The sequence below is a fragment of the Paenibacillus sp. SEL3 genome, from assembly GCF_054602585.1.
On the sequence record NZ_CM137725.1, the window covers coordinates 5,151,587 to 5,173,576 of the forward strand.

The window sequence follows — 21,990 nt, forward strand, 5'->3', positions numbered from 1 at the left end:
TCAAACTCAACTTTTAACAACGAATCGCAGTTTACAAATTATTGTGCGCGTGCTGCCCGACTTTTTTTCACTTCGGCTGCCTTATAAGCTGTAACCTTGTTTTTACCTGTCGTTTTGGATATGTACATCGCTTGATCGGCCTGTTTGACCAGTTCATCCGGGTTCATTTCCTTCTTCACTGTACTGTGTCCGACACTGATCGTGACAATGCTTTCTTCCGCGACCCGTTCGCGGATACGTTCTGCGACATGTCCAACCTTGGCCCGTCGATCCACAACCATTGCGACCAGTTCCTCGCCACCATATCGTCCGGTCAGTCCGATTTCATCCAGTTCATCCTCCATAATCTGTGCCACCTGTTTGAGTACTTCATCGGCACGAGCATGACCCTGCGTATCATTCAACTTTTTGAAATTGTCAATATCGCAAAAAATGACCGACACGCGGATTCCCTGGTCCATATATCGCCGTAGTCGCCCCGAAAAATATTTACGGTTATATAGCCCGGTCAGGCCATCGGTGATGGAAGAACGGTAAATCCTTTGGAGCAGCTCCACAATTCGTTCAAATAGAATGATGAATAACGTAGTGTAGTACAACAATGGTAAAAATGACATATATAAGACTGTGTTTGATTTGCCAGCTTCTTCAGGGATGTCATTTCGCAGCCATAAATAGCCGAGCCAGAGCGAATACATGAATAAGCCCGCCACATACTTCTTTGGCTGCCCGATTCGTGGGGTGATAAACACAAGGCTCAGTATAAGCACCAGTACTCGATAAAATAGAGTGAACCCAACCAGTTTCGCTGCGCTGATCCAAGCGGGCAACAAACCTGCTGTCCAGGCAGTAACCGGCAATATCAATAACGCACCCAGCAGTAGCAAGGTCCATGTCTGCACACGTTTCAGCTTCCGGTATAGTTGAAATACGGCGGCATTGATGAGTACGAAGGCAGACGCCTCCAGTACATTTTTCCACACGATTCCTTGGAGTTGCATCTTGCCTCCGCCTGCTGAATAGAGATTCATGGCTTCATATGTCATAATAATAATAGCGGCAACTGAAAAAAGGATATAGGCTTTTTTTCGTTGTCTGCTATATATGATCACGCACATCAGTGCCATCATGAGTATAATATACAAACCGCAGGCTGCACTTACGGCCTCGGCCAGAGATGGGAAACCCAAGGTTCCCGATAAGGACAACAACGTCAACATCACCGACTCCATTTGCAAAAATAGTCAATCTATTGAACGGATGATATCGTTCCGATACAATAGACAGGATGTATCCCATTTAAAATGTTATAATTTTCTTTTGTGACTAACATTTATTCTCAATATATCATCTTTCAGAAAATCCGGAAACCTATACATACATCTGTGATCCGGGCAGTTTAATGCTTGAAAGGGGAAGCACGTCATGAAATTGCTACAGGCTCTCTTTTTCCCACCCGAGCAACCGGGAGGTGTTTCATCCATGATTCCATATCTGCAAGAGCGATTTACATCCCCCCGTTGGGAAATGGAGCTATTTTCAATCCCTAAACGGATTCGTAACAAGGGTAGGGACGAAGTAATTTTTGATACCTTTGACTGGACGAGATATGAACAATATCCAATCGTTCAAAAATATATTCAGACGTACCGTGACTATTTGTGGTGGACCCGGCTTCGTATTCAGAAGCCCTATGACCTCATTCATGCTCATCACCCCATTGCCGGGATTGCTATGAAAACTGTTTTTCCTGACATCCCGCTTGTACAGACGATTCACTCTTCCTATGAGAAGGAGTTAATCCTAAACGGGAAAATAGAGGAGAACGGGCCTGAACACCAATTCTTGGTATCACTGTACGGGGAAATGGAGCAGAAGGCGGATCGCCTGATAGCGGTATCTCATTCTTTTCAGCATTATTTAACTCCTTACGTTCAGAATCCGCAAGACATTGCAGTCATTCCGAATGGATATGATGAGAAGCGCTTCAAGCCCATTCCACACGAAAATGAAGTGACACAGCTCATAACCGTTTGCCGCCTTGTTCCGGCGAAAGGATTGGATATTTTATTGCGGGCCTGTGCTGAACTTAAAAAAAGAAATATGGAATTTGTGCTTCATATTATTGGAGATGGCCCGGTTCGCCCTGAGCTGGAAGAGATGGCGCGAGAGCTCGATATATACCATGAGACGATTTTTTATGGATATACCCTTCATCCAGAAGAGTTTATGCCTTTCTTTGATGTATTTGTTTTGCCTTCTCGAGCGGAGGCCTTTGGTTCGGTATTTGCGGAAGCAGCGTTGAGTTGTCTGGCATTGGTAGGCACAGAAGTGGGAGGAATACCGGAGCAGATTGAGGATGGGGTCAATGGTCTGCTCGTGCCACCCGACCATCCGAAGGCACTGGCAGACGCATTAGAAAAGGTCATCGCTGATCCTGCCTATCGTTATGAGTTGGCTAGATCTGCCTGCGATAAGGCTAAATCAAGCTATTCTTTGAGTCGAGCGGTTAACGAGTTGAAGAAAATGTATTTGAAATTTCCACACTAACCATGACGAGTACCACCTGGTTTGGAATCAGAATGCCGAAAGCTGGAGCGAGGACGTGAGGAACGGAAAGGCCTCCCGCGTCCTGCTATGATTAGTTTACTAACCCACATCAGACTGAGCATCCCGAAAATAGGATAAAGAACAGATAACAGTGAGCTAAAGCCGAACTGACTGATTAAAAAACAGGTGAGCATAATGAATAGTGTGATGAGCTTGGGCGAAATTTGGACATGTTGACGAATTTGCAGACTGACTCCGTAAATGTCGGCCACAAAGGTACTGAAGATTTCCATGAAAATGAGTAGAATGTATATGATTTCGACGAAGGCACCCAGACGATAAGCAATGCTTCCCATAGGGATTTCAAATTGCTGAATACCCGGCATATGTGCTGACATGGCAAAGTGTGCAGCCATCAGCATAAACCCGACACCAACTCCGCCCAAAACTCCGCCCCAGCGGATGGTTCTTCGGGAAAAGGTTTGGCTGCCAAGTGGTACAAGCACGGCTTGGGCCATAGTTAGGTTGAAGGACGTGTACAGCAGTGGAGAGAGCAAGGTTTGAAATGTACTGTGATCTGTCGTATTCGTAATAAAACTCTGCGGATTGGGCATGGAGAGCGTGCTGTGAACGAGCAGAAGAGACATGATGATCATCAGAGGGACAACCACGGTGTTCATGTGTAAGATGGCTTTAATGCCTTTACTTAGCAGCAAATAAGTACCAATCAGTGTAATAAGCAGTCCGGTTTGGTAATGCAGGTGAAGTTGCTCTACAAAAACAGAGCCGGCTCCTGCCAACATGACGCTGTTTACGCCAATCAGCACGATGAGCGTGAACCAGCTAATCCATTTCCCAGCATTGGCGCCAAAAAGATGTTTGTTCAGGTCCTCGTAAGATTTGGCTGAAATATCATGAGCGATCAGCATCATTTTTGTACCCAACCATACAAATATGATTGTGGACAGCATAATAGTGAGAGTAGCCCAACGACCGTACTGCGTAAAAAATTGCAGAATTTCTTGTCCGGTAGCAAATCCGGCACCGACGATTGTACCGATGTATGTAAAAGCAATCTGAAAAACATGAATATTACGTTTCATCCCCAGTCCCTCCTTGCCTGCTTGAATAACGCTGCAGCGAGCATATAATACAAACTATGTTCAACTGAAATAGGACATGACTGGATGAGACTGAAAATAATTAAAGTGAATTTAATGAATAGCTTGACGGGAGCGTAATTTATGGGTCAAATCCTTGCATGGATACTGGAATACGGATATTTGGCAATGTTCGGCTTACTTGCACTTGGAGTAGCGGGTATGCCGATACCCGACGAAGTGCTAATGATCGCCTTCGGCGGGCTCGTGTCTCAAGGGCACTACAACTTCATTGCTGCACTGGCAGTCACATTTTTCGGTAGTATGACGGGTATGATGCTTAGCTACACACTGGGGCGTCTACTGGGCAAACCACTATTGCATCGATACGGAAAATGGGTGAGGCTTACGCCTTCCAGGATTGCCTCTTCTGAAAATTGGTTTGGGCGCTATGGTACCTGGGGAATTCTGTTCGGATATTTTGTCCCCGGCTTGAGACATGTATCCTCATATCTGGCAGGCACAACCCGTCTAGGCGTTTTTCGCTACATCTGTTATGCATCAGCAGGAGCTTTGCTGTGGTGCGGTACATTTTTGGGGATTGGACATGCGGTGGGCATGCATTGGGAGCAGGTGGCGAAGCTAATGGAGAAGGTGACGCATCGGGTAGGGCTGGTCGTTATTCTTTTAATTGTTGTGGGAGGAATCACCGTATGGTTCTGGAATAAGCGTAAAAAAAATGTCACATGACCGCATGGAAAGCAGCTATAGCTTGAAAGCGGCGGGTGAAGTATGGTACTTTTACCGCATAGGAATGCCGTGGGAGGTCATGTAATGGAAGTATTAAAGGAACGAATTATAAATGAAGGCGTGATTGCATCAGATCAGGTACTGAAGCTGGATGGTTTGCTTAATCACCAAGTTGATCCGGAATTGACAATGGCAATGGGACGAGAGTTCGCAGCACGTTTCCGAGAAGAGAAGATTACCAGAGTAGTGACCGTGGAGTCCTCAGGCATTGCCATCGGGTTTGCGACAGCTTTGGAATTGGGTGTCCCGTTGGTATTCGCTCGTCGTAAAAAGACCCTACTAGCTGATCCAGACGCGCTGTGTGAACGCGTACCTTCGTTTACTAAAGGTATTGTTACGGATATTATGCTGTCTCGTCAATTTATTCACGAAGATGATCGTGTTCTTTTCATTGATGATATTATCGCTAATGGTGATGCGGCGCGAGGCATGGTTAAAATCATTCAACGCTCCGGAGCTGAGTTGGTTGGATTCGGTGTCGCGGTGGAAAAAAGCTTTCAGGCCGGAGCGAGAACCATCCGTGAGCAGGGTATTCGTGTAGAGTCATTGGTCAAAATTTCGTCGTTAGCGGACGGTAAGATTGAGTTTGCTGAATAGTAACAATTCAAAACTCCTGTTCCTTATTTCTAATAATAACCTTTGCATGAGCTTCAATTTAGCTTATAATATAGTTAAGGTTTTGGAGAGGAGGCAGCAACATGGGGAAAGAACAATTGACCGAACAGTTTTTTCTGGAAAAACTGGCAGCGGCTAAAGTACACTTTGAGCGTGCCTTGGATTGTAAGCATACGGAATTTGACGATTTGTATCCCTATATGATTGAACATCCTCAGTTTTTTTGGTATAAACGCTATGTGGCCTGGTCTGAGTTGTTGACGTTGGTTAACCTATGCGAAGAATTGTCCTTCTCTTGGAAAGAAGAATTTACTGCTCACCAAGTGGAGTATGTAGATCAGCGAGTGTTGTCTGCACAAGTGCTGGACTTCTGGTACGAGAAGAACGATACAAAAGAACATGATCACAGTGTAAATCAGTCGGGATAATTTGTCGCTCTGTTGGCAATCCATATAAGTAGTAAGTGAGAAGAGACCTAAATGATTCATTTAGGTCTCTTTTTAAACTTTTTCATGCATAGAATCATGGTCGCTGTGTTATTAAAAAAAGTGTATAAGGAGGGGACAAGGATGATTATGGACGAAGAATTGGATGCTTATCGACTCTCCGGTGAAAAGGTGCGTGTCGTACGCGATGGATTGGAGACCAACGATGTTGTTGGCATTGTACTGGCATGGGATGATGAACAGGTGCTTATTCGGCGCCAGAATCGACGTGTGGTTAAATTGGATCGCAGCTATACATATCAGCCGTTCAGCGAGCCACGTCACAATCCGATAGATCTGGATTAGGAATGGGTTCCAAATGGGTGTTGGATAAAAATAACTGGGTGATTCATTAGGCATACAGAAACTCTAAATCGGACACAGTAATGAAGGAAAATCCAACAGAGAGGACGTGCTGTGTCAATGACGGTTATGGACGAAAAAGTACATGCATATAAGGATCAAATCAGCCATTTGGAAGATCAGTTGCCCGAGGTAGTTCATGCATATCATCGCTTTACCGGAGAGTGCTTTCAAGCCGGCAGCTTAGATGAGAAAACCAAGCAACTGATTGCACTAGGCATTGGCTTATTTGCCAACAATGAAGTATGCACGTTTTATCACGTAGACGAGGCGCGGTCCAAAGGAGCTAGTGATCAGGAAATTATGGAGACCATTGCTGTAGCCGCAGCGGTAGGTGGAGGACATGCTCTAAGTCAAGGGGTTACGCGTGTACAGAAGGCGTTGCAATAAAGCGAATCATTAATAGATATGCTTATGCTTCATCTTAGCGGTTATAGATCGATTTGGAGATATGATGGATATGGAAAGGAGCTTCCGAGCACAGTTGGTGTCTGCGGAAGCTTTTTTTTGCGTGTTTATTGTGCGGGGATTATGCTCTTCTGCTTGCGGCAACAGCAGCGGGGCGAGACGTTTTACGCTTATAAGCCAAAGAGGATGTAACCAAACTTCGATCAACGATGCGTAGGGGGTTGGAAGTTGAATTGTTTGGTAATTCGGGGCGATGTTTCTTTAGTAAAGGAAGGGCAGCTGTATGGGGCATAGAGGTTGAGAGCCCCAGATATGCTCGCATCCGCTCATACATTTCTTTGCGGAATGCTGGCATTGCCATACTGAACTGCTCTTTATTGCCTTTACTTATATAGGTGGCGTGAACGCCGGAGTGGTTTTGTTGTATGTCCAGAACATGAATGTGATATTTATTAAATTCATGTTTTACTTCAGACAGTAGGATTCCGGTACGATCTACACCTGCGTTAACCATTTCGACATAAAGATCAGGGGTTTTCAGCATACCGCTTTCTTCAAGAATTAGGCTGTCCCGCTCAAATACTCTTTGAATAAAGGTAAGGAGCAGATAACTTTTAACAAGAGACCATTCATGCTGAGTAGTATCCAAAGAGGTCATTACCATTCACCGCCTTAGGAAAATGTGATGATAATTCATAAACGATTGAAGAAAAGGAACATTCATTCCCTAGAACCTATGTTCTTATTTTAGTTTATTATTCCTTTTTTATCAAGAGGAAATTAACGAACATAAAAGGTTTGACATCTTGATATGTGCATGGTATGATCTATCTTGTCGCTAAGAAAGAGGATAAACGATAATTTATATGCGGTCGTGGCGGAATTGGCAGACGCGCACGGTTCAGGTCCGTGTGGGCTAACCCCCCGTGGAGGTTCGAGTCCTCTCGACCGCATCCATTAGAAAAGGTCTATAGAATTGCTCTCGTAGCAGTTTTAGAGACCTTTTTCTTATATTTCTGGGGATTTGCTCATAGTTTAAGCTGAACACGTTTCTTGTCTTCACGCAAACTATGGATTTCCAGATATGATAGAAAATTTTATGATGAAGTTATTGAAAGGTTGGATGTAAGATGGAGAAAGCAACTTTTGCAGGTGGGTGCTTCTGGTGTATGGTAACTCCGTTTGAAGAGCAGCCGGGCATTCATGGCATTGTGTCAGGATACACTGGAGGAACGATTCCCGATCCGACCTATGAGCAGGTTAAAACAGGAACTACAGGTCACTACGAGGTGGTGCAGATTACGTTTGAGCCTGAGCTGTTTCCTTATGAAAAGCTGCTCGAATTATATTGGCCACAAACAGACCCTACCGACGGGGAAGGTCAATTTCAGGACCGGGGCACACAGTATAAACCCGCAATTTTTTATCATACAGAGCAGCAACGTGAGCTTGCGCAACAGTCCAAGGAGCAGTTGGCACAAAGTGGACGCTTTGATAAGCCAATTGCAACGGAGATCCTTCCGGCTTCGATTTTTTATCCAGCAGAGGATTATCATCAGGATTACCACAAGAAAAACGTGAAGCACTATAAGGAAGATCGGGCTCAATCGGGCCGTGATGAATTTATTGATAAGAACTGGTAAGCGGCTTTAACATACGTTTCTACGCACGATAAGGCAGATTAGGGAGTATTCCATGGTCTGCCTTATACATATTTAGACGAGGTTACTCACACAATGAAGGGACAGAGAAGGAGGCTGACCCGCAATGAGTACACGACGGAAGCTGCACATGAGAAATATAATAAAAAAGGCTTTAAAGGCATCTCGCGGTCGGAAAGAGCCAGCTTATGTACCTGTATTCCATTCAAGCTCCAAAATACGAAGAACCGTAGTTCTCTCTATTTCGGTATGCATGTTATTCATGGTCTGTAGTACTGGTGTTGCAGAAGCAATAGACAAACAGGGCGAGTCGCAAAGGATGGTTGCTGTCATTATTGACGATCTGGGAAACAATATGAAAGGGACTGAGCAAATTTTAAATTTACCCGTTAAGATTACCGTTGCTGTGATGCCTTTCCTGCCTACAACCAAACAGGACGCTATGGAAGCGCACAAGCGTGGTCATGACGTCATTGTTCATCTTCCAATGGAGCCAAAACAGGGAAAGCCCGAATGGCTCGGACCCGGAGCAATTAAGGCTAATATGACGGATGAAGAAGTACACGCTAAGGTGACAGCAGCCATTAAGGATGTTCCTTATGCGATAGGGATGAACAACCACATGGGTTCCAAGGTCACTTCAGATAAGCGCATTATGTCTGTAGTTCTTGATGTTTGTAAGGAGCATGGACTATTTTTTGTCGATAGCCGTACTAATTATTGGTCAGTGGTGCCTGAGCTTGCCGCTAAAAAGGGAATGCCTCCGGTACGCAATAATGTTTTTCTGGATGATGTCCATACCCACGCCCATGTGAATCGGCAACTTACAAAAGTGGTTGAATGGCTGGATGAGCACAACACCTGCGTAACGATTGGGCATGTCGGCGTGTCGGGCATGTACACGTCCTCCGCTCTTCATTCGTCGGTTCCCAAGCTAAAGGAGCAGGCCAAATTTGTGGGTATTAGCGATTTGGTGCGAGCTGTATGGGGATGGACGGGAGACCCAGCCACCAACACTACCAGGCCGTCAGATGCGCAATAATGCCTTCGGCAATAGCTCCTGCAATGCTTTTTTGACCACGATCCTCGGAAAGCATAGCTCTGTCCTGTTCGTTACTTATAAATCCGGTTTCCACAATGACAGCAGGGTGCTGGATTTTATTCAAAAGATAAAAGGGTTTTCCGTACACTGTTTTTCTATTCATGCAAAATAAGCGGTTTAATGAATGCTGAATCCGTTCAGCTAACAGATAGCTGCTGCCTTCATCCTGATACAGCACAATGGGTCCCCGTTTTTCGGCACGTTTGGTCCAATTGACATGCAGGCTTACAACCAAAGCGGTGGGCAGTTGTTCTGTTAGGCTTTTACGTTGGGCGAGGTCTTTAAGATGCCGGGATTTGGACTGTAGCCAACGGTTGTCGTCACTCAGTGCGTAATCCTTGTCCCGATTCAGAACAGCAGGATATCCCTGGGATCGTAAAATCAAGTACAGCTTTTGAGCAATGGCGAGATTGATGTCTTTTTCCAAAATTCCTTTGTGACTTGTTCCACCATCCACACCACCATGGCCTACATCAATCAGGACAACGGGCTTGGCAAAAGCGTGATAGGACGAATGTACGTTGGGCGGAACATCTGTATACTTGTTCAGTTCGTTACTTTTATCGTCGGGCTGAGCAGCTATATAGGTAAATGGGGCAAATACAGCACTGCAAAGGATGCATAGACTCAATCCCAGCCTTGTCAGCCCTATCTTGTTTAACTTTTTATTCCGCACGTTCTATTCCTCCAGTGGACGAATTGATTATTTACTGATTGAAGATAGTATGTTCCATTTAAGGGAAACCATGCATAGTTATTCCCACAAGGGTTAGACCTTTTGGAAAATGAGCAAGCTAGTTGTATCTGCACCTAACGTGTAAATCCGATATTTCCAAGCAACGTAAATGGAAAGGATGGGCGCAGATTGGAGGAGGTCATGTAGGATGGCAAAGAGTGACGAACTGGTGACGTATATTACGCAGCGGATTGTTCGCTATATGGAAACGCCGCGTGATGTTCGGCGCAGTCAAAAACAAGCCAGAGAGCCGTGGGGGAGCAAATGGTTTGGCATGTTGCCTCTCGCTCTGAAAATGTGGATGAAATCCACACGCAGAGGGCGAAGGGAGCGACATTAAACTCGCCAAAGAGACCACAAGAGGCATAGGGTATGCCATTTGAGGTCTCTTTTTATGTTGCAGGGATCATTCCGATATTTTCGTGTTTCTTAATAACTAGGAGTCCAAACGATAAAATTCGCCAGCTGACAATAACTGTTTTAGTGGTACAAATCGGGAAAGTCCATGATGGTAGGTTAACGCATATAAATTGGGTTGGGACGGATGATCTGGGGATATCCAGGACTGATACCCACTAATGGATAAGGGACCTCCAAAGGCAAAATTGATACCTGTGGCAGAAAATATAATACGCGGTGAAATACTCAGTGTATCCATAAATTGGGCTGTGTTACGGACAGAAAGTTTTTGCTTGGGTTGAAGCCAACCCAGATCGTCATAGGGATCGAAAGGAGCAGACGAGACCGTAACCGCTTGCGCCTGTGTTTTCAAAAAGGGTATAGATGAAGAGAATGCGTTGCTTTGGAGCTTATGTTTCCAACTCCCATCTGCCACTTCTACAGGTAACGGATCGCCAGTTACAGCATCAATACATATTTGGCTGCTTGTAGAGGAACGCACCAGCCAGTAGGCTAGTAGCGGTTCCTCATACATAGGTGTGATTTGCAGCTTGTCGATAGATGAAAGATCGGTTTCTGTGAGCGACACCAGAGATTGGCGAAGTACATCCATACTATAAGGTCCACCTGGACCATTCCCATATTCGTTGAGTTGATATGCGCCATTTGAGTCTGATCCGATAATCAGGTAGCCGATGTATTCTCCTGCACGGTTTACTTGAACAAGCCAACTATGGGTTCCAGGTCCGAGCGGATGATAGCTCAGCTCAGCATCTTTCCACAAGGAAAAAGGGGGTTGGGACGATAAGGATTGTACCTTGTTGTCCGCGGCTTGTTTTACGCCCGTAGGTACGCCTTGCTCCTGTGTAGGAAAACTTGCGGAAACGTCATCCTGGGAAGGGGAAGGAGTAGCAGGACTCGCGGATTCCAATGGAGGAACCCGCGAGCTATCGTTGTAAAGAGACTCCGAGTTTAAATTGTTGTCTTGAGCGACTGAGGGAGCCGCATGAATGGAAGTGAACGGACAGACTGCGGACAGGCCGATCAGAACAGCTGCGATCATACCTATGCTATAGTGCCCGGAATGATTCTTCTTCAATGAAATCCACCTTTCTGTCGGCTTGATTGCCCGACGGAGGCATTCTTTTTTATCCAGCATACAGCCTGTCCGATAAAAAGACTGCTGCACCTTGTCGGCGCAAATGTCGTATCCAGGTTCGCTTTTTGCTGTCGATACATAGGAGACATGTTTCACCAAACTCGTGGTTGCAGCAGCGGAAACTGATGTAGGCTGAAGCAAGATGTTACAAGCTGACGATATCTCTGCAATTCTCCTGCGAAGGAGCGAGAGATATCGGTTACCGCAGATGAAATATCCCGCAGTTAATGGCGGATACGAGTACCTTTGGCTCATATTGCCATACCATTTCTTTACGGCGGGCTTGATGCTGCTCGGATATGGCTTCTTTTTTTTCCTCTTCCTCTTTCTGCTCCTTGATTAGATCTTCGTAGTAGTGGTCAATGACCTCCAATTCCTCGCGCAATCGTTCCTTCGCCTGCTCAGCCCAACCATAATCTTGCTGACGGAGTTGTTCAGTGAGGTAGCTTTCAAGCGAGGTGGAAGCTTCCGGGACAGATAGCTTGGCAGGCTGTACATGCATATTGCCCGCCAGCAGCGGGCTGAGCTGCCGGGTTTCGAGCATGGCGCCAAAATCGGTTACAATGGTGCCGCTTTTGAGCGAAATACCTAGCCAATGAAGTTCCTCACGCTTCAAATCGCAAGCGAATTCAATTTTATAGCAGATGCTGAGCCAAGCTTCATAGACTACGGGAGAGCGGGCAGACAACTGACGGGCATCAGGCTGCTCAAACAAATAAACATATTTTCCTCCATCCCGTGCGGCTTCAAAAATTTGGTGCAGCCGACGGCTTCCATATCGAAGCTCCTCCTGCAAAATACGTCCAGGTCCCAATTGTGGTAATGTCGGTACATGACCGAAGAAACGCCCCATGACCTGATCTTGTGCTGCGTTGCCTGATGCTGGAGTTGGGGGTGTATGGTCCGCTAAACGTTCCTGTTCTGTGCGATAGGCTTCCCCATCAAAGATGAAGGTGAAGGACATCGTCTGCGCTGGAACGCCAGTACGCTCCACGTATCCCCAATAGTAGGGCCGGTTTGTTAAGGCTTTATCCGCTTCTGGAGAAAGCTTGACGGTTACATGGTGGGGTGACCTCTCAATGACACTGCATCCGGTAGCTTCCAGATAGGTGTGGACAAAACGCTGGACTTGCTGTGCATCCATGGTCAAACTAGCGACCTCCCTTCACACTGCGTCGAACTTTACCCGGAGGAACCGTATTGCCTGCTAAGCCTAATAAGTTCTCGGTGTTTGGCTGGTCTGTGCGCAGTTGTTCCATTTCCTGTTTGATGGAATCCAGCGAGTGGCCCAGTTTTTGCATTTTTTTGCGAATTTCATCATCGCTACTGGATTCAAGCATGATTTTATACAAACTTTTTTCAATGGATTCTTTCTTCTCAAACTTCTCCAGAATAACGTCCAATCCGCCAATGACCATCTCAAACATATTTATTTTTTCATGCAGCAGATGTAGGATATGCTCCTCAATCGTTCCGGTTGTGGACAAGTTGAAAATATTAACATCATGCGTCTGTCCAAGTCGATGCACCCGTCCGATCCGCTGCTCCACGCGCATGGGGTTCCACGGTAAATCGAAGTTAATCATATGGTGACAAAATTGCAGGTTAATGCCTTCACCACCCGCTTCGGTGGCAATCATGACCTGAATGCGCCCACGGAACAGATCCATCATCCAATCCTTGCGTCCACGGTTCATACCGCCTCGGTAAGGAACAGCAGATAGGCCACGGTCACGGAAATAGTTCAGCAAATACTCCTGTGTGGCTCTGTATTCTGTAAAAATGATCACCTTTTCGTTCATCTGACGGATAAGCTCGAGCGCCTTTTCTGCTTTGGAATTGGCCTTGATTGCTTTAATGTGTGCAACCAAATCCCAGACACGATCGCGTAGGGGAGAGTCTGGAGCCATTTTTTTAGACAAATTGACCAGCGTCACGAACACAGCGTCCCGGCTGCTGCACACTTCCCGTTGAAGGGTAACGAGAGACAGCATGCTACTTAAATTTCCGCCATTCGCCTGGTATTGCTCTTTGACAAAAGAGGTTACCCCATCGTACAGCGCTTGCTCTTCCGGCGAAAGTTCCAAGTGAATGTTGGAAACATTTCGTTTGGTGAATTGAACTGGGCCTTCTCCGCGACGATTGCGGATCATGACTTTAGACAGCTCATCCTTGAGCTGATCTTCATTTTTGGGCAGACGTTTATCTACAACAAAGTTGGCTGAAAAATCGCCATGTCTTCCCAATTGACCGGGCTTGAGCAGTGTAATCAGGTTAAACAGCTCAGACAGATCGTTTTGTACAGGTGTCGCTGTCAGGAGCAAACAATATTTTTTACGCAGCTTCATAATGAACTGGTAGTTGGATGTCTTTTTATTTTTCAGCTTATGGGCCTCGTCTATAATGAGCAAGTCATAATCGGTATCTAGCAGGATGTTACTATGGGGCTCTCGCTTGGCGGTATCCATAGAGGCCACGACAATCTCGGAAGACCAAGAATACGCTTTTTTCTGGGCGACAGCGGGAATACCGAATTTGCTGTTCAGCTCACGCACCCATTGTAGGACCAGGGATGCGGGTACAAGAATAAGCACTTTGGAAGCCAGCCCGCGAACCAGATATTCCTTTAGGATCATTCCAGCTTCGATCGTTTTGCCCAGGCCGACTTCATCGGCAAGAATGGCACGTCCGGACATTTGAAACAGTACCTTCCGAGCGGTATCCAGCTGATGGGGTAGTGGAGTGAGGTCTTGCAAATGCTGTAGACATTGAAGCTCATCGAAGTTCGGCACCAGTTTGACTTTTTCTGCCTCAATGGCCAGCTGATACAGATTCCAATCTCCCCAAGGGCCACCTTTGCGTAGGCGTTGGTCCAGCTCATCCTGCCAGCTTCGATCAAATTGCACCGGAACAGGCAGTGGCGCTTGATTGTGTATGTGCGGGGAACTTGTCGATTTGGCTTTCATGATGATTCCCTCCCTCCTGGTAGTAGCACAGTTGAAGCTCTTGGTTCTGTCACATACGTGGCATCTATTTTTGCACAGATCGTAGATGTAGTATGGACGGAAAATGATATCTTCATAACAGGAGGGATGAAATCCTTTAGCTGCCTTCCATTAACTTTTGGAGTTTGCTTTCCGTTGAGGTTTGCGCATTGGGGGTGTAGATACTGCAACGGAGATCAACACTGCCTTGTACCTGAAGAGAAGTTAGGTCAAATAGCATTTTGCCAGCCTTCGCATGACGAAATTCAATGAGCACCTCCGGTGCAGAGCTTACTTCGCTCTGATTCCAAAGCTCGTTAAACTCCGGGTAGGCCTGGCTCATATTTTGTATAAATTGTGCATACCAGGGATCTGTCACGTATTGCCCGTAATAAGCGCGGAAAATAGCAAGGAACCCCTTTACAAAGTGTTCCCAATTCACAGCTAGACTTTTAAACTCCTTTTTGGTGAATAGCAGTTCAATCATATTGCGTTGCTCATGTGGTAGCTCGGCAAAATCCATAAAAACATGAGCAGCAGCGGCGTTCCAGCCGACAATATGACAGCGCCGATCTGAAATAATAGCAGGGCAGTAGTGTAGCTCTTGTACGATCTTTTGCAGAGAGGGGGAAATGACGGCTTGCTCTGCAGGAGCAGGAAGGCTGTGAGACCCAGCCTCGATCGCCAAATCATACAAATATTTGCGCTCGTCTGTGTTCAACTGCAATGCGACAGCAATAGCATCCAACACAGAGGCGGACACCTTAATATCTCGTCCTTGCTCCAGCCAGGTATACCAGGTCGTACTGACACCAGCCAGCTGAGCGACTTCTTCTCTGCGCAAGCCTGGTGTTCTCCGACGTGATCCTTGGGGAAGACCGACCATATGTGGGTGTAGGCGGGCTCTTTTTGTTTTTAGAAAAACAGATAGTGCTTCCAGACGTGCTTCCGTTTTCATAGGTATTTTCTCTCCATTCAATGGGTATATCCGAAGTGAGCCAATAAGGCGTATACTATAGTAGTGTTCATTATACCAGGATAAACAAACACTTGTAATAGGATAAGACGAGGGTAAAATGAGGATTATAAGTAAGTCACCGAGCAGGAGGAATGAATAGCTTATGCAAAGAGTAGTGATAACAGGTATGGGTGTCGTTTCCCCACTGGGTAATGAAGTGGACACGTTGTGGAAGAATTTGCTGGAAGGCAATTCAGGTATACGTAAAATTGATACATTCGATGTGTCCGATTTGAAAGCACAAATTGCTGGACTGGTACAGGATTTTGATGCAGAAAAGCAATGGGGACGTAAAGATGCTAGACGAATGGATCGGTTTACTCAGTTTGCACTATATGCGGCAGAGCAAGCGCTCAAGGATTCCGGTCTGGAACTGGATCACACCGATTTGGAGCGTGTCGGTGTTTATGTGGGATCGGGAGTCGGCGGTTTGGATACGTTGGTGGACAATGTAGATGTACTGCTACAGCGTGGACCGGGCAGAGTTAGCCCGACGCTGGTACCCATGATGATCTCAAATATGGCTGCTGCTCAAATTAGTATCGCGTTTGGAGCGATGGGACCTACGCTTTCCCCCGTGACGGCTTGCTCTATTGGGAATACAGCAATTGGAGAGGCGTTTCGGACGATTCGTACAGGAGATGCGGATGTCATATTTGCCGGTGGAGCTGAAGCAGCGGTGTCCCGATTGGCCTTGGCAAGTTTCGCTAATGCAACAGCCTTGTCCACACGTAACGAGGAGCCTTCGATAGCAAGCCGGCCGTTTGATCAAGATCGTGACGGTTTTGTCATGAGCGAAGGAGCAGGCATCCTAGTACTGGAGTCGCTGGAGCACGCTACCCGGAGGGGAGCGGAAATCTATGGTGAGGTCATCGGTTATGGAGCGAGTTCGGATGCTTATCACATGGTTGCACCGCATCCCGAAGGAACCGGAGCTTACTTGGCGATGAAAGCGGCCCTTCGTTCGGCTCACATCTCCCCGGAAGAAGTGGACGTGATCAGTGCCCACGCAACGAGTACAGCTGTAGGGGATACCGCTGAAACTTTGGCAATCCACAAACTGTTTGGCGACTATGCCTATCAGATTCCGGTTACTGCGAATAAGTCCATGCTGGGTCATATGCTGGGAGCTGCGGGCGGGGTCGAAGCGATTGCGCTTGTGCAAAGCCTACGGGAGGGCATCATTCCACCAACGATGCACCTGGACAATCCGGACCCGGCTTGCGATCTGGATTATGTGCCTCACGAAGCGCGCAAGGCTCTACTAAATATTGGGCTATCTAATTCTTTCGGCTTCGGTGGTCATAATGCGGTCATTGTGCTGAAGCGCTACGAATCATAATTTGTAAGGAGTTATTGAAACCTCAGGCATTCTATTCGGCTGGATAGAGTACCTGAGGTTATTTTAATTGAAGAATAACAGATTCATTTTAGATCCGGATTTTGCAAAATTCGATACTAGTGGCTCTGAAGTGCAAGATATAGACGAACTAAACCATTTCGATCTATATCTTGTTTATTGAAAGTCGCTCAATGGATTTTTGCTAAATCCCAAGATAAGAGATAGAGTAAGATGAAGGAATACGATGAGGAGTTCATGGCTTATTTTTATTAATGGTGAAAGGTTTTGAAAAAATGAAAATTGACCGATTGCTTTCTATCGTCATTTTGCTACTAAAGAAAAATAGAATACAAGCGAAGGAACTGGCTGATTTATATGAGGTTTCGATCCGGACGATCTATAGAGATATTGAAGCGATTAGTATGGCAGGTATTCCGGTGGTGACTTATCAGGGAGCCAATGGGGGGATCGGCTTGATGGAAGGATACCGCCTGGATCGCAGTATGTTGACGGATCATGATGTCAAGGACATTGTAATGGGGCTGCAGAGTTTGTCCTCGTCGTTGGGCGGCCCGAATGTGTCGCGGTTACTTCATAAATTTGAAAGTATTATACCAGAGTCTGGGAAAGAGCAATTTAGTGTCCATACCACACAGTTTATCGTCGATCATTCGGGATGGGGAAATCGGGCTGCGCAGGAAGGCAAATTGATAAAGGTAAAAGAAGCAATGAGCCAAGCGCGCACTGTCGCCTTTACCTATCGAAATGCGGGGGGAGCCATTACAGAACGGAATGTTGAACCGCATACGCTCGTTCTGAAAGGACAACAATGGTTTGTATATGCATATTGTCCCGATAGGGAGCAGTTTCGTCTATTCAAGCTTTCCCGCATGAGTGACCTTGTGGTTACAGAGACCGTTTTTGCTCGCAGGGATCTTTCTTATGAAGTGTTGCCGTGGAATGAGGGGCGGATGGAGGTATCCAGGGCCGTACAACCATTTACGCTACAATTTAACCGTAACTCAAGGCATCTGGCGGAGGACTGGTTTGGCGTAGAAGCATTGACCGAGCAGGAGGAAGGGATCTATACGGTCTCGGTCCCGTTTCCTGAGGATGCATGGGCGTACGGATTTATTTTAAGCCTGGGACCGGATGTGGTTGTCAAAGAACCAGCCCATTTGCGGGATAAGATTCATAAGATGGCGCTGCGTATTGCGTCTAATTACGAAGAAGTTCGGGAATCATAAAGGAATTCTTAGATTAAAGTAAAACAAACCTGACCCATAGTTGTCAGGTTTGTTTCGTTATACTGGTGGCATACCTGATATCAGATAGCGAAAGGGGATTTACGAGGATGGATAAAGCTTGTCAAAGTTGTGGGATGCCGCTGGAGCATGAGGACCAATATGGAACGGATGCACAACATCATAAAACGGATGAGTATTGCAAGTATTGTTACAAGGAAGGCGAATTTGTACAGCCTGAATTGACTATGGAGGGGATGATTCAGCAGTGTGTGCCTATCCTGGTAGAAGAGGGGATGCAGGCAGAAGAAGCGACTTCGATGCTGCGTAATTACCTACCGCATTTGAAAAGGTGGAGGTCTTTAGAGGATACAGAGCTTCAACTTGATGGACCCATTCGGGAGGAATACCGAGGTGAAATCCATTTAATTGGACTAAAAGCACGTACAAATAATCAGAAGGAACAAACATCTCACGGGATCATTCCAAATATGTGGGAACGTTTTTGGAGCGAGGGTGTGCCAGGTCGGATCAGGGGGCATGAAGGATCTGCTTCCGTCTATGGTTGCTATACTGACTATGAAAATGGAGCTTTGGGCGAGTATACATTCTTTATCGGGAAGGAAGCGGCTGTTGATTTCCAAACTCCTGACGATCTTGAAGAACTTGTTATTCCGGCTGCACGCTACGCCATTTTTCAGACAACTCAGGAACCCTCTTCTATCTTCCGAGTATGGCAGACGATCTGGGAGTGGGCTGCCACGGGACAAGGGGAGCGGACATACACAGGTGATTTTGAAGTGTATGGCAGTCCTGATGAACCTGTTTTGATTTATATCGCAATCAAGTGATGATTTTGTCGTGACAGAAGAGAACCACCCGGTCATTGTCGTGGACCCGGCGGTTTTTTCTGATTCAATCCATAGCATTCTCCCCATCAAGTTGAACGTCGGGTCACAGCCCAAAAGATGAGAGCCAGAGCACTGACACCAGCTCCTAATAGACACACCCCGTTCCATCCGGCATAGATGTACATATGAGTGGAAGCAATAGCCCCGGTGGCGCTACCGATGGAATAAAATATCATGTAGCCTGCGGTAAGTCGGCTCCGTGCCTCAGGGCGAACATTGAAAATCAAGCTTTGGTTGGTGACATGTACAGCCTGTACGGCCAAATCCAAAAGTATTACGCCAAGAACTAAAGCGAACAAAGAATGCTCGGTGTAGCGGATAGGTAACCAGGACAGCAGCAATACAACGAGTGCGATACCTGTCGTCCGTTGTCCCAAGCCTTGATCAGCAAGACGCCCTGCTCGTGCTGCTGCTAATGCTCCGGCGACTCCAGCCAGGCCAAAGGCTCCGATGGCTGTATGTGAAAGAGATAGAGGCGGGGCACTGAGAGGTAACACAAGCGAAGTCCACAATATGCTGAATGCCATAAAAATGAGCAACGCAAGGACAGCGCGAATGCGTAGAATTCGTTCTTGCACGAACAACAAGATAACCGATCGGAGCAGCTGCGGATAGGAAAGTGCCGCACTCGTGGGTTCGTTCTTTGGCAACACCCGCAACAGAGCTACAGCCATAAACAGCGTAAGTATAGCAGAAACAAGGTAAACTGAACGCCAGCCTGCCAGATCAGTTAATACACCGGCCACGGTTCGTGCAAGCAGAATGCCGATAACGACTCCACTGGTCACCAGACCTACGACCTTACCCCGTTCAGTCGGATTAGCCAAGGTAGAGGCGAAAGCCACGAGTGTTTGAGTAACTACAGCCAGCAGTCCAACCATTGCCATTCCCATAAGCAGTATTGTACGAGTAGGAGCAAAGCTAACCACGCTTAATGCCAGCACGGACAGTAGCATTTGCCCAGCAATCAGCCGCCGTCGATTCAAAAGATCGCCAAGCGGGACGAGCAGCAATAAACCCAATGCATAACAAATTTGCGTGATGGTAATGACCATGCCTACCGATGAGTGCGTAATGCCAAATTCATTTGCCAGCGCATCCAGCAGTGGCTGTGCATAGTAAATGTTAGCGACAGCGAGCCCGCAGGCTATGGCAAATAGGAGTGCCACAGATCGGGACAGGGAGGGAATGGGGGCTGTTTCGGTAGCATTTGCTACCGTTTGATGAGGGAAGAGTACCGCTTTTTCTTCTGACGTCTTCATTTTCACATACCACATCGCTTTCTGTAAGTTACATACCGTTAAGTATAATATACCGATTGGTATGTAATTAATTTAGGTCAATATAACTCGTGCATATATGTTATGTCAAGAGTTTATCCTGTACATATTTGACAGTTCCTTTTCGTAATCATACAATCTTAATATACTGAACGATACGAAAAGAAGGAGCTGCTTATGGTTCGACCACGGGAATTTGATGAAGATCAAGCGTTGGATGCAGCGATACAAATTTTTTGGGAAAAAGGATTCGAGGCTACCTCTTTAAGCGATTTAACCTTAAAAATGGGAATTCAGCGTCCTAGCATTTACGCTGCTTTTGGAGACAAGAAGCAATTATTCGAAGCCGCGCTGCGCAAATATACGCAATCTCATGCAGCTTGTGTAAGGGCTAAACTGCAAAATAGTTCATCTGTAAAAGAAGCATTTTACAATTTTTTTGGAGGAGTGGTGGCAGAAGAGTACGAGGAGGGACCCAATAAGGGATGCTTTTGCATCAACACGATGGTAGAATTAGCCCCTCATGATGAAAAATTCGAAATTTTAACTAGAGAACATCAAATGTATCTTTCTGCTGTCTTTCAGGAGACCCTCGAACGTGGTATTCAATCTGGGGAGCTTGAGGCGACTATGGATGCACGGGCTTTAGCGCATATGTTGGTCTCTTTGTTAATCGGGATTACCGTGATGATGAAATCACGCCCAGAGCGTTCTTTTGTGGATCATGCGGTTGCGACCGCACTTATGTTGCTGGATGGGAAATAGAGATGAAGGGAGGGGAGCGTGGATGCCACAGATAAAGGCCGTTCAAACCCCGATTGGAGTATTGTATGGACGAGATGCGATCTATTTGGACCATGTGCATATGAATTATTCGAAGAAGGAGCTGATTTTAAAGGGAGAGATTAATGGGGGGCTGGCAACGGAAGCAGCAGATGATTTTGTGCCTTATGAACTGATATTTACAGAAGTCTACTACTTCAACATGATTGAATTGGACGTCGCTTTGCACATGTCTGAACGGGAATATACGCAGGGCAGCAGCTTTGATGAGCTTATAGATACGCCGTTATTAGCTACAGTAGCAAGCGCACGGGGGAAAAATCTAAAGCACTATATGTTGAAAACCTATGACGATATAGTAGAAATTGCCTGTAGAGACTATAAGATGACTATATAAACGAGTTGATTTTTAGAAGAGGGAGAGGATCAATGGATACCCAAATTGAACTATTGAACGTGACAATACGTGTGTTGCAAGGGGATATTACCCGTTGTAAGGCGGATATTATTGTCAATGCAGCCAATACAAGCTTGCTGGGTGGCGGTGGCGTAGACGGCGCGATTCATAGGGCTGGCGGTCCGGCTATCTTAGAAGATTGTGTAAGTATCAGAAACAAGCAGGGTGGATGTCCCGTAGGAGAGGCAGTTTATACCACAGCTGGCAAGCTGGATGCCCAATATGTTATTCATACCGTCGGCCCTGTGTGGAATGGTGGCGACCATCGGGAAGAGGAGCTATTGGCGAAATGCTACCATAATGCACTCCAATTAGCTTTAGAACTGAATGCACGAAGCATTGCTTTTCCGAATATCAGCACAGGCATCTACTGTTTCCCCAAAGAAAAGGCGGCGGATATTGCTATACAGGAAGTGACACGTTTTGTACGTGAACATGCCGGTTTGAATGAGATTATTTTTGTTTGTTTTGATGCGGAAAATGCTCAGTTATACAGCCGTAAGTTACAAGATGGTGTTAAGGATATTCAAAAAGATACAGTTGAAGAGAGAATACATGAATAGAAATTAGGGGGGGATCATGA

General features: G+C 46.2%; 24 protein-coding genes and 1 tRNA gene. 16 read left to right on the top strand and 9 right to left on the bottom strand.

The window, feature by feature from the left end; genetic code table 11:
• Nucleotides 1-38 precede the first annotated feature (38 nt).
• A complete protein-coding gene (locus ACYCS5_RS23815) occupies nucleotides 39-1,220 on the bottom strand; it encodes a GGDEF domain-containing protein (RefSeq protein WP_459761337.1) in 1,182 nt (393 codons plus the stop codon).
• Between the two features lie 205 nt (nucleotides 1,221-1,425).
• On the opposite strand from ACYCS5_RS23815, the gene ACYCS5_RS23820 reads away from it, so the two are divergent.
• Nucleotides 1,426-2,550, top strand: a complete 1,125-nt coding sequence (locus ACYCS5_RS23820; RefSeq protein WP_029516727.1) for a glycosyltransferase family 4 protein — start codon at nucleotides 1,426-1,428, stop codon at nucleotides 2,548-2,550.
• Here ACYCS5_RS23820 and ACYCS5_RS23825 read toward each other — a convergent pair.
• The gene (locus ACYCS5_RS23825) at nucleotides 2,547-3,653 is read right to left on the bottom strand and encodes a YkvI family membrane protein (protein WP_459760215.1); all 1,107 of its coding nucleotides are present in this window, start codon (nucleotides 3,651-3,653) and stop codon (nucleotides 2,547-2,549) included. The genes ACYCS5_RS23820 and ACYCS5_RS23825 overlap by 4 nt on opposite strands.
• 141 nt (nucleotides 3,654-3,794) lie before the next feature.
• On the opposite strand from ACYCS5_RS23825, the gene ACYCS5_RS23830 reads away from it, so the two are divergent.
• The 5 genes from ACYCS5_RS23830 to ACYCS5_RS23850 all read left to right on the top strand — a co-directional run bounded on the left by ACYCS5_RS23830 (nucleotide 3,795) and on the right by ACYCS5_RS23850 (nucleotide 6,313).
• Nucleotides 3,795-4,400 carry a DedA family protein gene (locus ACYCS5_RS23830; RefSeq protein ID WP_039270030.1) on the top strand — a complete coding sequence of 202 codons (606 nt, stop codon included), beginning with the start codon at nucleotides 3,795-3,797 and terminating at the stop codon, nucleotides 4,398-4,400.
• Nucleotides 4,401-4,484: 84 nt separating this feature from the next.
• Nucleotides 4,485-5,057, top strand: coding sequence for a xanthine phosphoribosyltransferase (locus tag ACYCS5_RS23835; RefSeq protein WP_039270032.1), 573 nt, complete (start codon nucleotides 4,485-4,487; stop codon nucleotides 5,055-5,057).
• A gap of 101 nt (nucleotides 5,058-5,158) precedes the next feature.
• Nucleotides 5,159-5,503, top strand: a complete 345-nt coding sequence (locus ACYCS5_RS23840; protein ID WP_007429850.1) for a hypothetical protein — start codon at nucleotides 5,159-5,161, stop codon at nucleotides 5,501-5,503.
• 141 nt (nucleotides 5,504-5,644) lie between these two features.
• On the top strand, nucleotides 5,645-5,866 hold the full coding sequence (locus ACYCS5_RS23845) for a hypothetical protein (RefSeq protein WP_029516731.1): 222 nt from the start codon (nucleotides 5,645-5,647) through the stop codon (nucleotides 5,864-5,866).
• 117 nt (nucleotides 5,867-5,983) lie between these two features.
• Complete coding sequence (locus ACYCS5_RS23850) at nucleotides 5,984-6,313, top strand: carboxymuconolactone decarboxylase family protein (RefSeq protein ID WP_013309744.1); 330 nt, start codon at nucleotides 5,984-5,986, stop codon at nucleotides 6,311-6,313.
• Nucleotides 6,314-6,452: 139 nt separating this feature from the next.
• Here ACYCS5_RS23850 and ACYCS5_RS23855 read toward each other — a convergent pair whose 3' ends face one another.
• On the bottom strand, nucleotides 6,453-6,989 hold the full coding sequence (locus tag ACYCS5_RS23855) for a hypothetical protein (protein WP_459760216.1): 537 nt from the start codon (nucleotides 6,987-6,989) through the stop codon (nucleotides 6,453-6,455).
• Nucleotides 6,990-7,199: 210 nt separating this feature from the next.
• Here ACYCS5_RS23855 and ACYCS5_RS23860 point away from each other — a divergent pair.
• From ACYCS5_RS23860 to ACYCS5_RS23870, 3 genes are all read left to right on the top strand, one after another.
• Nucleotides 7,200-7,284, top strand: a tRNA-Leu gene (locus tag ACYCS5_RS23860).
• Between the two features lie 177 nt (nucleotides 7,285-7,461).
• Entirely contained in the window at nucleotides 7,462-7,974 is a 513-nt protein-coding gene (gene msrA / locus ACYCS5_RS23865) for a peptide-methionine (S)-S-oxide reductase MsrA (RefSeq protein WP_341071945.1), read from the top strand.
• Between the two features lie 124 nt (nucleotides 7,975-8,098).
• A complete protein-coding gene (locus ACYCS5_RS23870) occupies nucleotides 8,099-9,034 on the top strand; it encodes a divergent polysaccharide deacetylase family protein (protein WP_459760217.1) in 936 nt (311 codons plus the stop codon).
• On the opposite strand, the gene ACYCS5_RS23875 is transcribed toward ACYCS5_RS23870, so the two are convergent.
• The gene (locus ACYCS5_RS23875; RefSeq protein WP_459760218.1) at nucleotides 9,009-9,770 is read right to left on the bottom strand and encodes an N-acetylmuramoyl-L-alanine amidase; all 762 of its coding nucleotides are present in this window, start codon (nucleotides 9,768-9,770) and stop codon (nucleotides 9,009-9,011) included. The genes ACYCS5_RS23870 and ACYCS5_RS23875 overlap by 26 nt on opposite strands.
• Before the next feature lie 208 nt (nucleotides 9,771-9,978).
• Here ACYCS5_RS23875 and ACYCS5_RS23880 point away from each other — a divergent pair, with 208 nt between their 5' ends.
• A complete protein-coding gene (locus tag ACYCS5_RS23880; RefSeq protein WP_029516735.1) occupies nucleotides 9,979-10,170 on the top strand; it encodes a YqzE family protein in 192 nt (63 codons plus the stop codon).
• 96 nt (nucleotides 10,171-10,266) lie between these two features.
• Here ACYCS5_RS23880 and ACYCS5_RS23885 read toward each other — a convergent pair whose 3' ends face one another.
• The 4 genes from ACYCS5_RS23885 to ACYCS5_RS23900 form a co-directional block, all read right to left on the bottom strand.
• Complete coding sequence (locus ACYCS5_RS23885) at nucleotides 10,267-11,529, bottom strand: hypothetical protein (protein ID WP_459760219.1); 1,263 nt, start codon at nucleotides 11,527-11,529, stop codon at nucleotides 10,267-10,269.
• A 58-nt stretch (nucleotides 11,530-11,587) separates the two neighbouring features.
• The gene (locus ACYCS5_RS23890) at nucleotides 11,588-12,538 is read right to left on the bottom strand and encodes a YqhG family protein (protein ID WP_341039206.1); all 951 of its coding nucleotides are present in this window, start codon (nucleotides 12,536-12,538) and stop codon (nucleotides 11,588-11,590) included.
• A gap of 1 nt (nucleotide 12,539) precedes the next feature.
• On the bottom strand, nucleotides 12,540-14,354 hold the full coding sequence (locus ACYCS5_RS23895) for a DEAD/DEAH box helicase (RefSeq protein ID WP_459760220.1): 1,815 nt from the start codon (nucleotides 14,352-14,354) through the stop codon (nucleotides 12,540-12,542).
• A gap of 136 nt (nucleotides 14,355-14,490) precedes the next feature.
• Complete coding sequence (locus tag ACYCS5_RS23900) at nucleotides 14,491-15,330, bottom strand: helix-turn-helix transcriptional regulator (RefSeq protein ID WP_459760221.1); 840 nt, start codon at nucleotides 15,328-15,330, stop codon at nucleotides 14,491-14,493.
• 163 nt (nucleotides 15,331-15,493) lie between these two features.
• Between ACYCS5_RS23900 and fabF the strand changes: the two genes are divergently transcribed.
• The 3 genes from fabF to ACYCS5_RS23915 all read left to right on the top strand — a co-directional run bounded on the left by fabF (nucleotide 15,494) and on the right by ACYCS5_RS23915 (nucleotide 18,827).
• Nucleotides 15,494-16,732, top strand: coding sequence for a beta-ketoacyl-ACP synthase II (gene fabF / locus ACYCS5_RS23905; protein ID WP_029516739.1), 1,239 nt, complete (start codon nucleotides 15,494-15,496; stop codon nucleotides 16,730-16,732).
• Nucleotides 16,733-17,025: 293 nt separating this feature from the next.
• Entirely contained in the window at nucleotides 17,026-17,979 is a 954-nt protein-coding gene (locus ACYCS5_RS23910) for a helix-turn-helix transcriptional regulator (RefSeq protein WP_029516740.1), read from the top strand.
• Nucleotides 17,980-18,086: 107 nt separating this feature from the next.
• Nucleotides 18,087-18,827 carry a zinc ribbon domain-containing protein gene (locus ACYCS5_RS23915; RefSeq protein ID WP_029516741.1) on the top strand — a complete coding sequence of 247 codons (741 nt, stop codon included), beginning with the start codon at nucleotides 18,087-18,089 and terminating at the stop codon, nucleotides 18,825-18,827.
• 86 nt (nucleotides 18,828-18,913) lie between these two features.
• Here ACYCS5_RS23915 and ACYCS5_RS23920 read toward each other — a convergent pair whose 3' ends face one another.
• Nucleotides 18,914-20,149 (bottom strand): MFS transporter, encoded by a 1,236-nt coding sequence (locus ACYCS5_RS23920; protein WP_340955108.1) that lies wholly within the window; start codon nucleotides 20,147-20,149, stop codon nucleotides 18,914-18,916.
• A gap of 195 nt (nucleotides 20,150-20,344) precedes the next feature.
• On the opposite strand from ACYCS5_RS23920, the gene ACYCS5_RS23925 reads away from it, so the two are divergent.
• From ACYCS5_RS23925 to ACYCS5_RS23935, 3 genes are read left to right on the top strand one after another with little or no spacing between them, the layout of a single operon-like run.
• Entirely contained in the window at nucleotides 20,345-20,932 is a 588-nt protein-coding gene (locus ACYCS5_RS23925; RefSeq protein WP_459760222.1) for a TetR/AcrR family transcriptional regulator, read from the top strand.
• 22 nt (nucleotides 20,933-20,954) lie between these two features.
• Complete coding sequence (locus tag ACYCS5_RS23930; protein ID WP_029516744.1) at nucleotides 20,955-21,347, top strand: hypothetical protein; 393 nt, start codon at nucleotides 20,955-20,957, stop codon at nucleotides 21,345-21,347.
• Nucleotides 21,348-21,379: 32 nt separating this feature from the next.
• Nucleotides 21,380-21,970 carry an O-acetyl-ADP-ribose deacetylase gene (locus ACYCS5_RS23935; RefSeq protein WP_049816950.1) on the top strand — a complete coding sequence of 197 codons (591 nt, stop codon included), beginning with the start codon at nucleotides 21,380-21,382 and terminating at the stop codon, nucleotides 21,968-21,970.
• Nucleotides 21,971-21,990 lie beyond the last annotated feature (20 nt).

What these genes read in the sequence shown, in the direction of transcription:
- ACYCS5_RS23925 (WP_459760222.1), top strand. Translation starts at nt 20,345, where the DNA reads ATGGTTCGACCACGGGAATTTGATGAAGATCAAGCGTTGGATGCAGCG.
- msrA (WP_341071945.1), top strand. Translation starts at nt 7,462, where the DNA reads ATGGAGAAAGCAACTTTTGCAGGTGGGTGCTTCTGGTGTATGGTAACT.
- ACYCS5_RS23845 (WP_029516731.1), top strand. Translation starts at nt 5,645, where the DNA reads ATGATTATGGACGAAGAATTGGATGCTTATCGACTCTCCGGTGAAAAG.
- ACYCS5_RS23820 (WP_029516727.1), top strand. Translation starts at nt 1,426, where the DNA reads ATGAAATTGCTACAGGCTCTCTTTTTCCCACCCGAGCAACCGGGAGGT.
- ACYCS5_RS23870 (WP_459760217.1), top strand. Translation starts at nt 8,099, where the DNA reads ATGAGTACACGACGGAAGCTGCACATGAGAAATATAATAAAAAAGGCT.
- ACYCS5_RS23935 (WP_049816950.1), top strand. Translation starts at nt 21,380, where the DNA reads ATGGATACCCAAATTGAACTATTGAACGTGACAATACGTGTGTTGCAA.
- ACYCS5_RS23855 (WP_459760216.1), bottom strand. Translation starts at nt 6,989, where the DNA reads ATGACCTCTTTGGATACTACTCAGCATGAATGGTCTCTTGTTAAAAGT.
- ACYCS5_RS23840 (WP_007429850.1), top strand. Translation starts at nt 5,159, where the DNA reads ATGGGGAAAGAACAATTGACCGAACAGTTTTTTCTGGAAAAACTGGCA.
- ACYCS5_RS23835 (WP_039270032.1), top strand. Translation starts at nt 4,485, where the DNA reads ATGGAAGTATTAAAGGAACGAATTATAAATGAAGGCGTGATTGCATCA.
- ACYCS5_RS23915 (WP_029516741.1), top strand. Translation starts at nt 18,087, where the DNA reads ATGGATAAAGCTTGTCAAAGTTGTGGGATGCCGCTGGAGCATGAGGAC.
- ACYCS5_RS23815 (WP_459761337.1), bottom strand. Translation starts at nt 1,220, where the DNA reads ATGTTGACGTTGTTGTCCTTATCGGGAACCTTGGGTTTCCCATCTCTG.
- ACYCS5_RS23910 (WP_029516740.1), top strand. Translation starts at nt 17,026, where the DNA reads ATGAAAATTGACCGATTGCTTTCTATCGTCATTTTGCTACTAAAGAAA.
- ACYCS5_RS23920 (WP_340955108.1), bottom strand. Translation starts at nt 20,149, where the DNA reads ATGAAGACGTCAGAAGAAAAAGCGGTACTCTTCCCTCATCAAACGGTA.
- ACYCS5_RS23930 (WP_029516744.1), top strand. Translation starts at nt 20,955, where the DNA reads ATGCCACAGATAAAGGCCGTTCAAACCCCGATTGGAGTATTGTATGGA.
- ACYCS5_RS23850 (WP_013309744.1), top strand. Translation starts at nt 5,984, where the DNA reads ATGACGGTTATGGACGAAAAAGTACATGCATATAAGGATCAAATCAGC.
- ACYCS5_RS23830 (WP_039270030.1), top strand. Translation starts at nt 3,795, where the DNA reads ATGGGTCAAATCCTTGCATGGATACTGGAATACGGATATTTGGCAATG.
- fabF (WP_029516739.1), top strand. Translation starts at nt 15,494, where the DNA reads ATGCAAAGAGTAGTGATAACAGGTATGGGTGTCGTTTCCCCACTGGGT.
- ACYCS5_RS23895 (WP_459760220.1), bottom strand. Translation starts at nt 14,354, where the DNA reads ATGAAAGCCAAATCGACAAGTTCCCCGCACATACACAATCAAGCGCCA.
- ACYCS5_RS23825 (WP_459760215.1), bottom strand. Translation starts at nt 3,653, where the DNA reads ATGAAACGTAATATTCATGTTTTTCAGATTGCTTTTACATACATCGGT.
- ACYCS5_RS23880 (WP_029516735.1), top strand. Translation starts at nt 9,979, where the DNA reads ATGGCAAAGAGTGACGAACTGGTGACGTATATTACGCAGCGGATTGTT.
- ACYCS5_RS23900 (WP_459760221.1), bottom strand. Translation starts at nt 15,330, where the DNA reads ATGAAAACGGAAGCACGTCTGGAAGCACTATCTGTTTTTCTAAAAACA.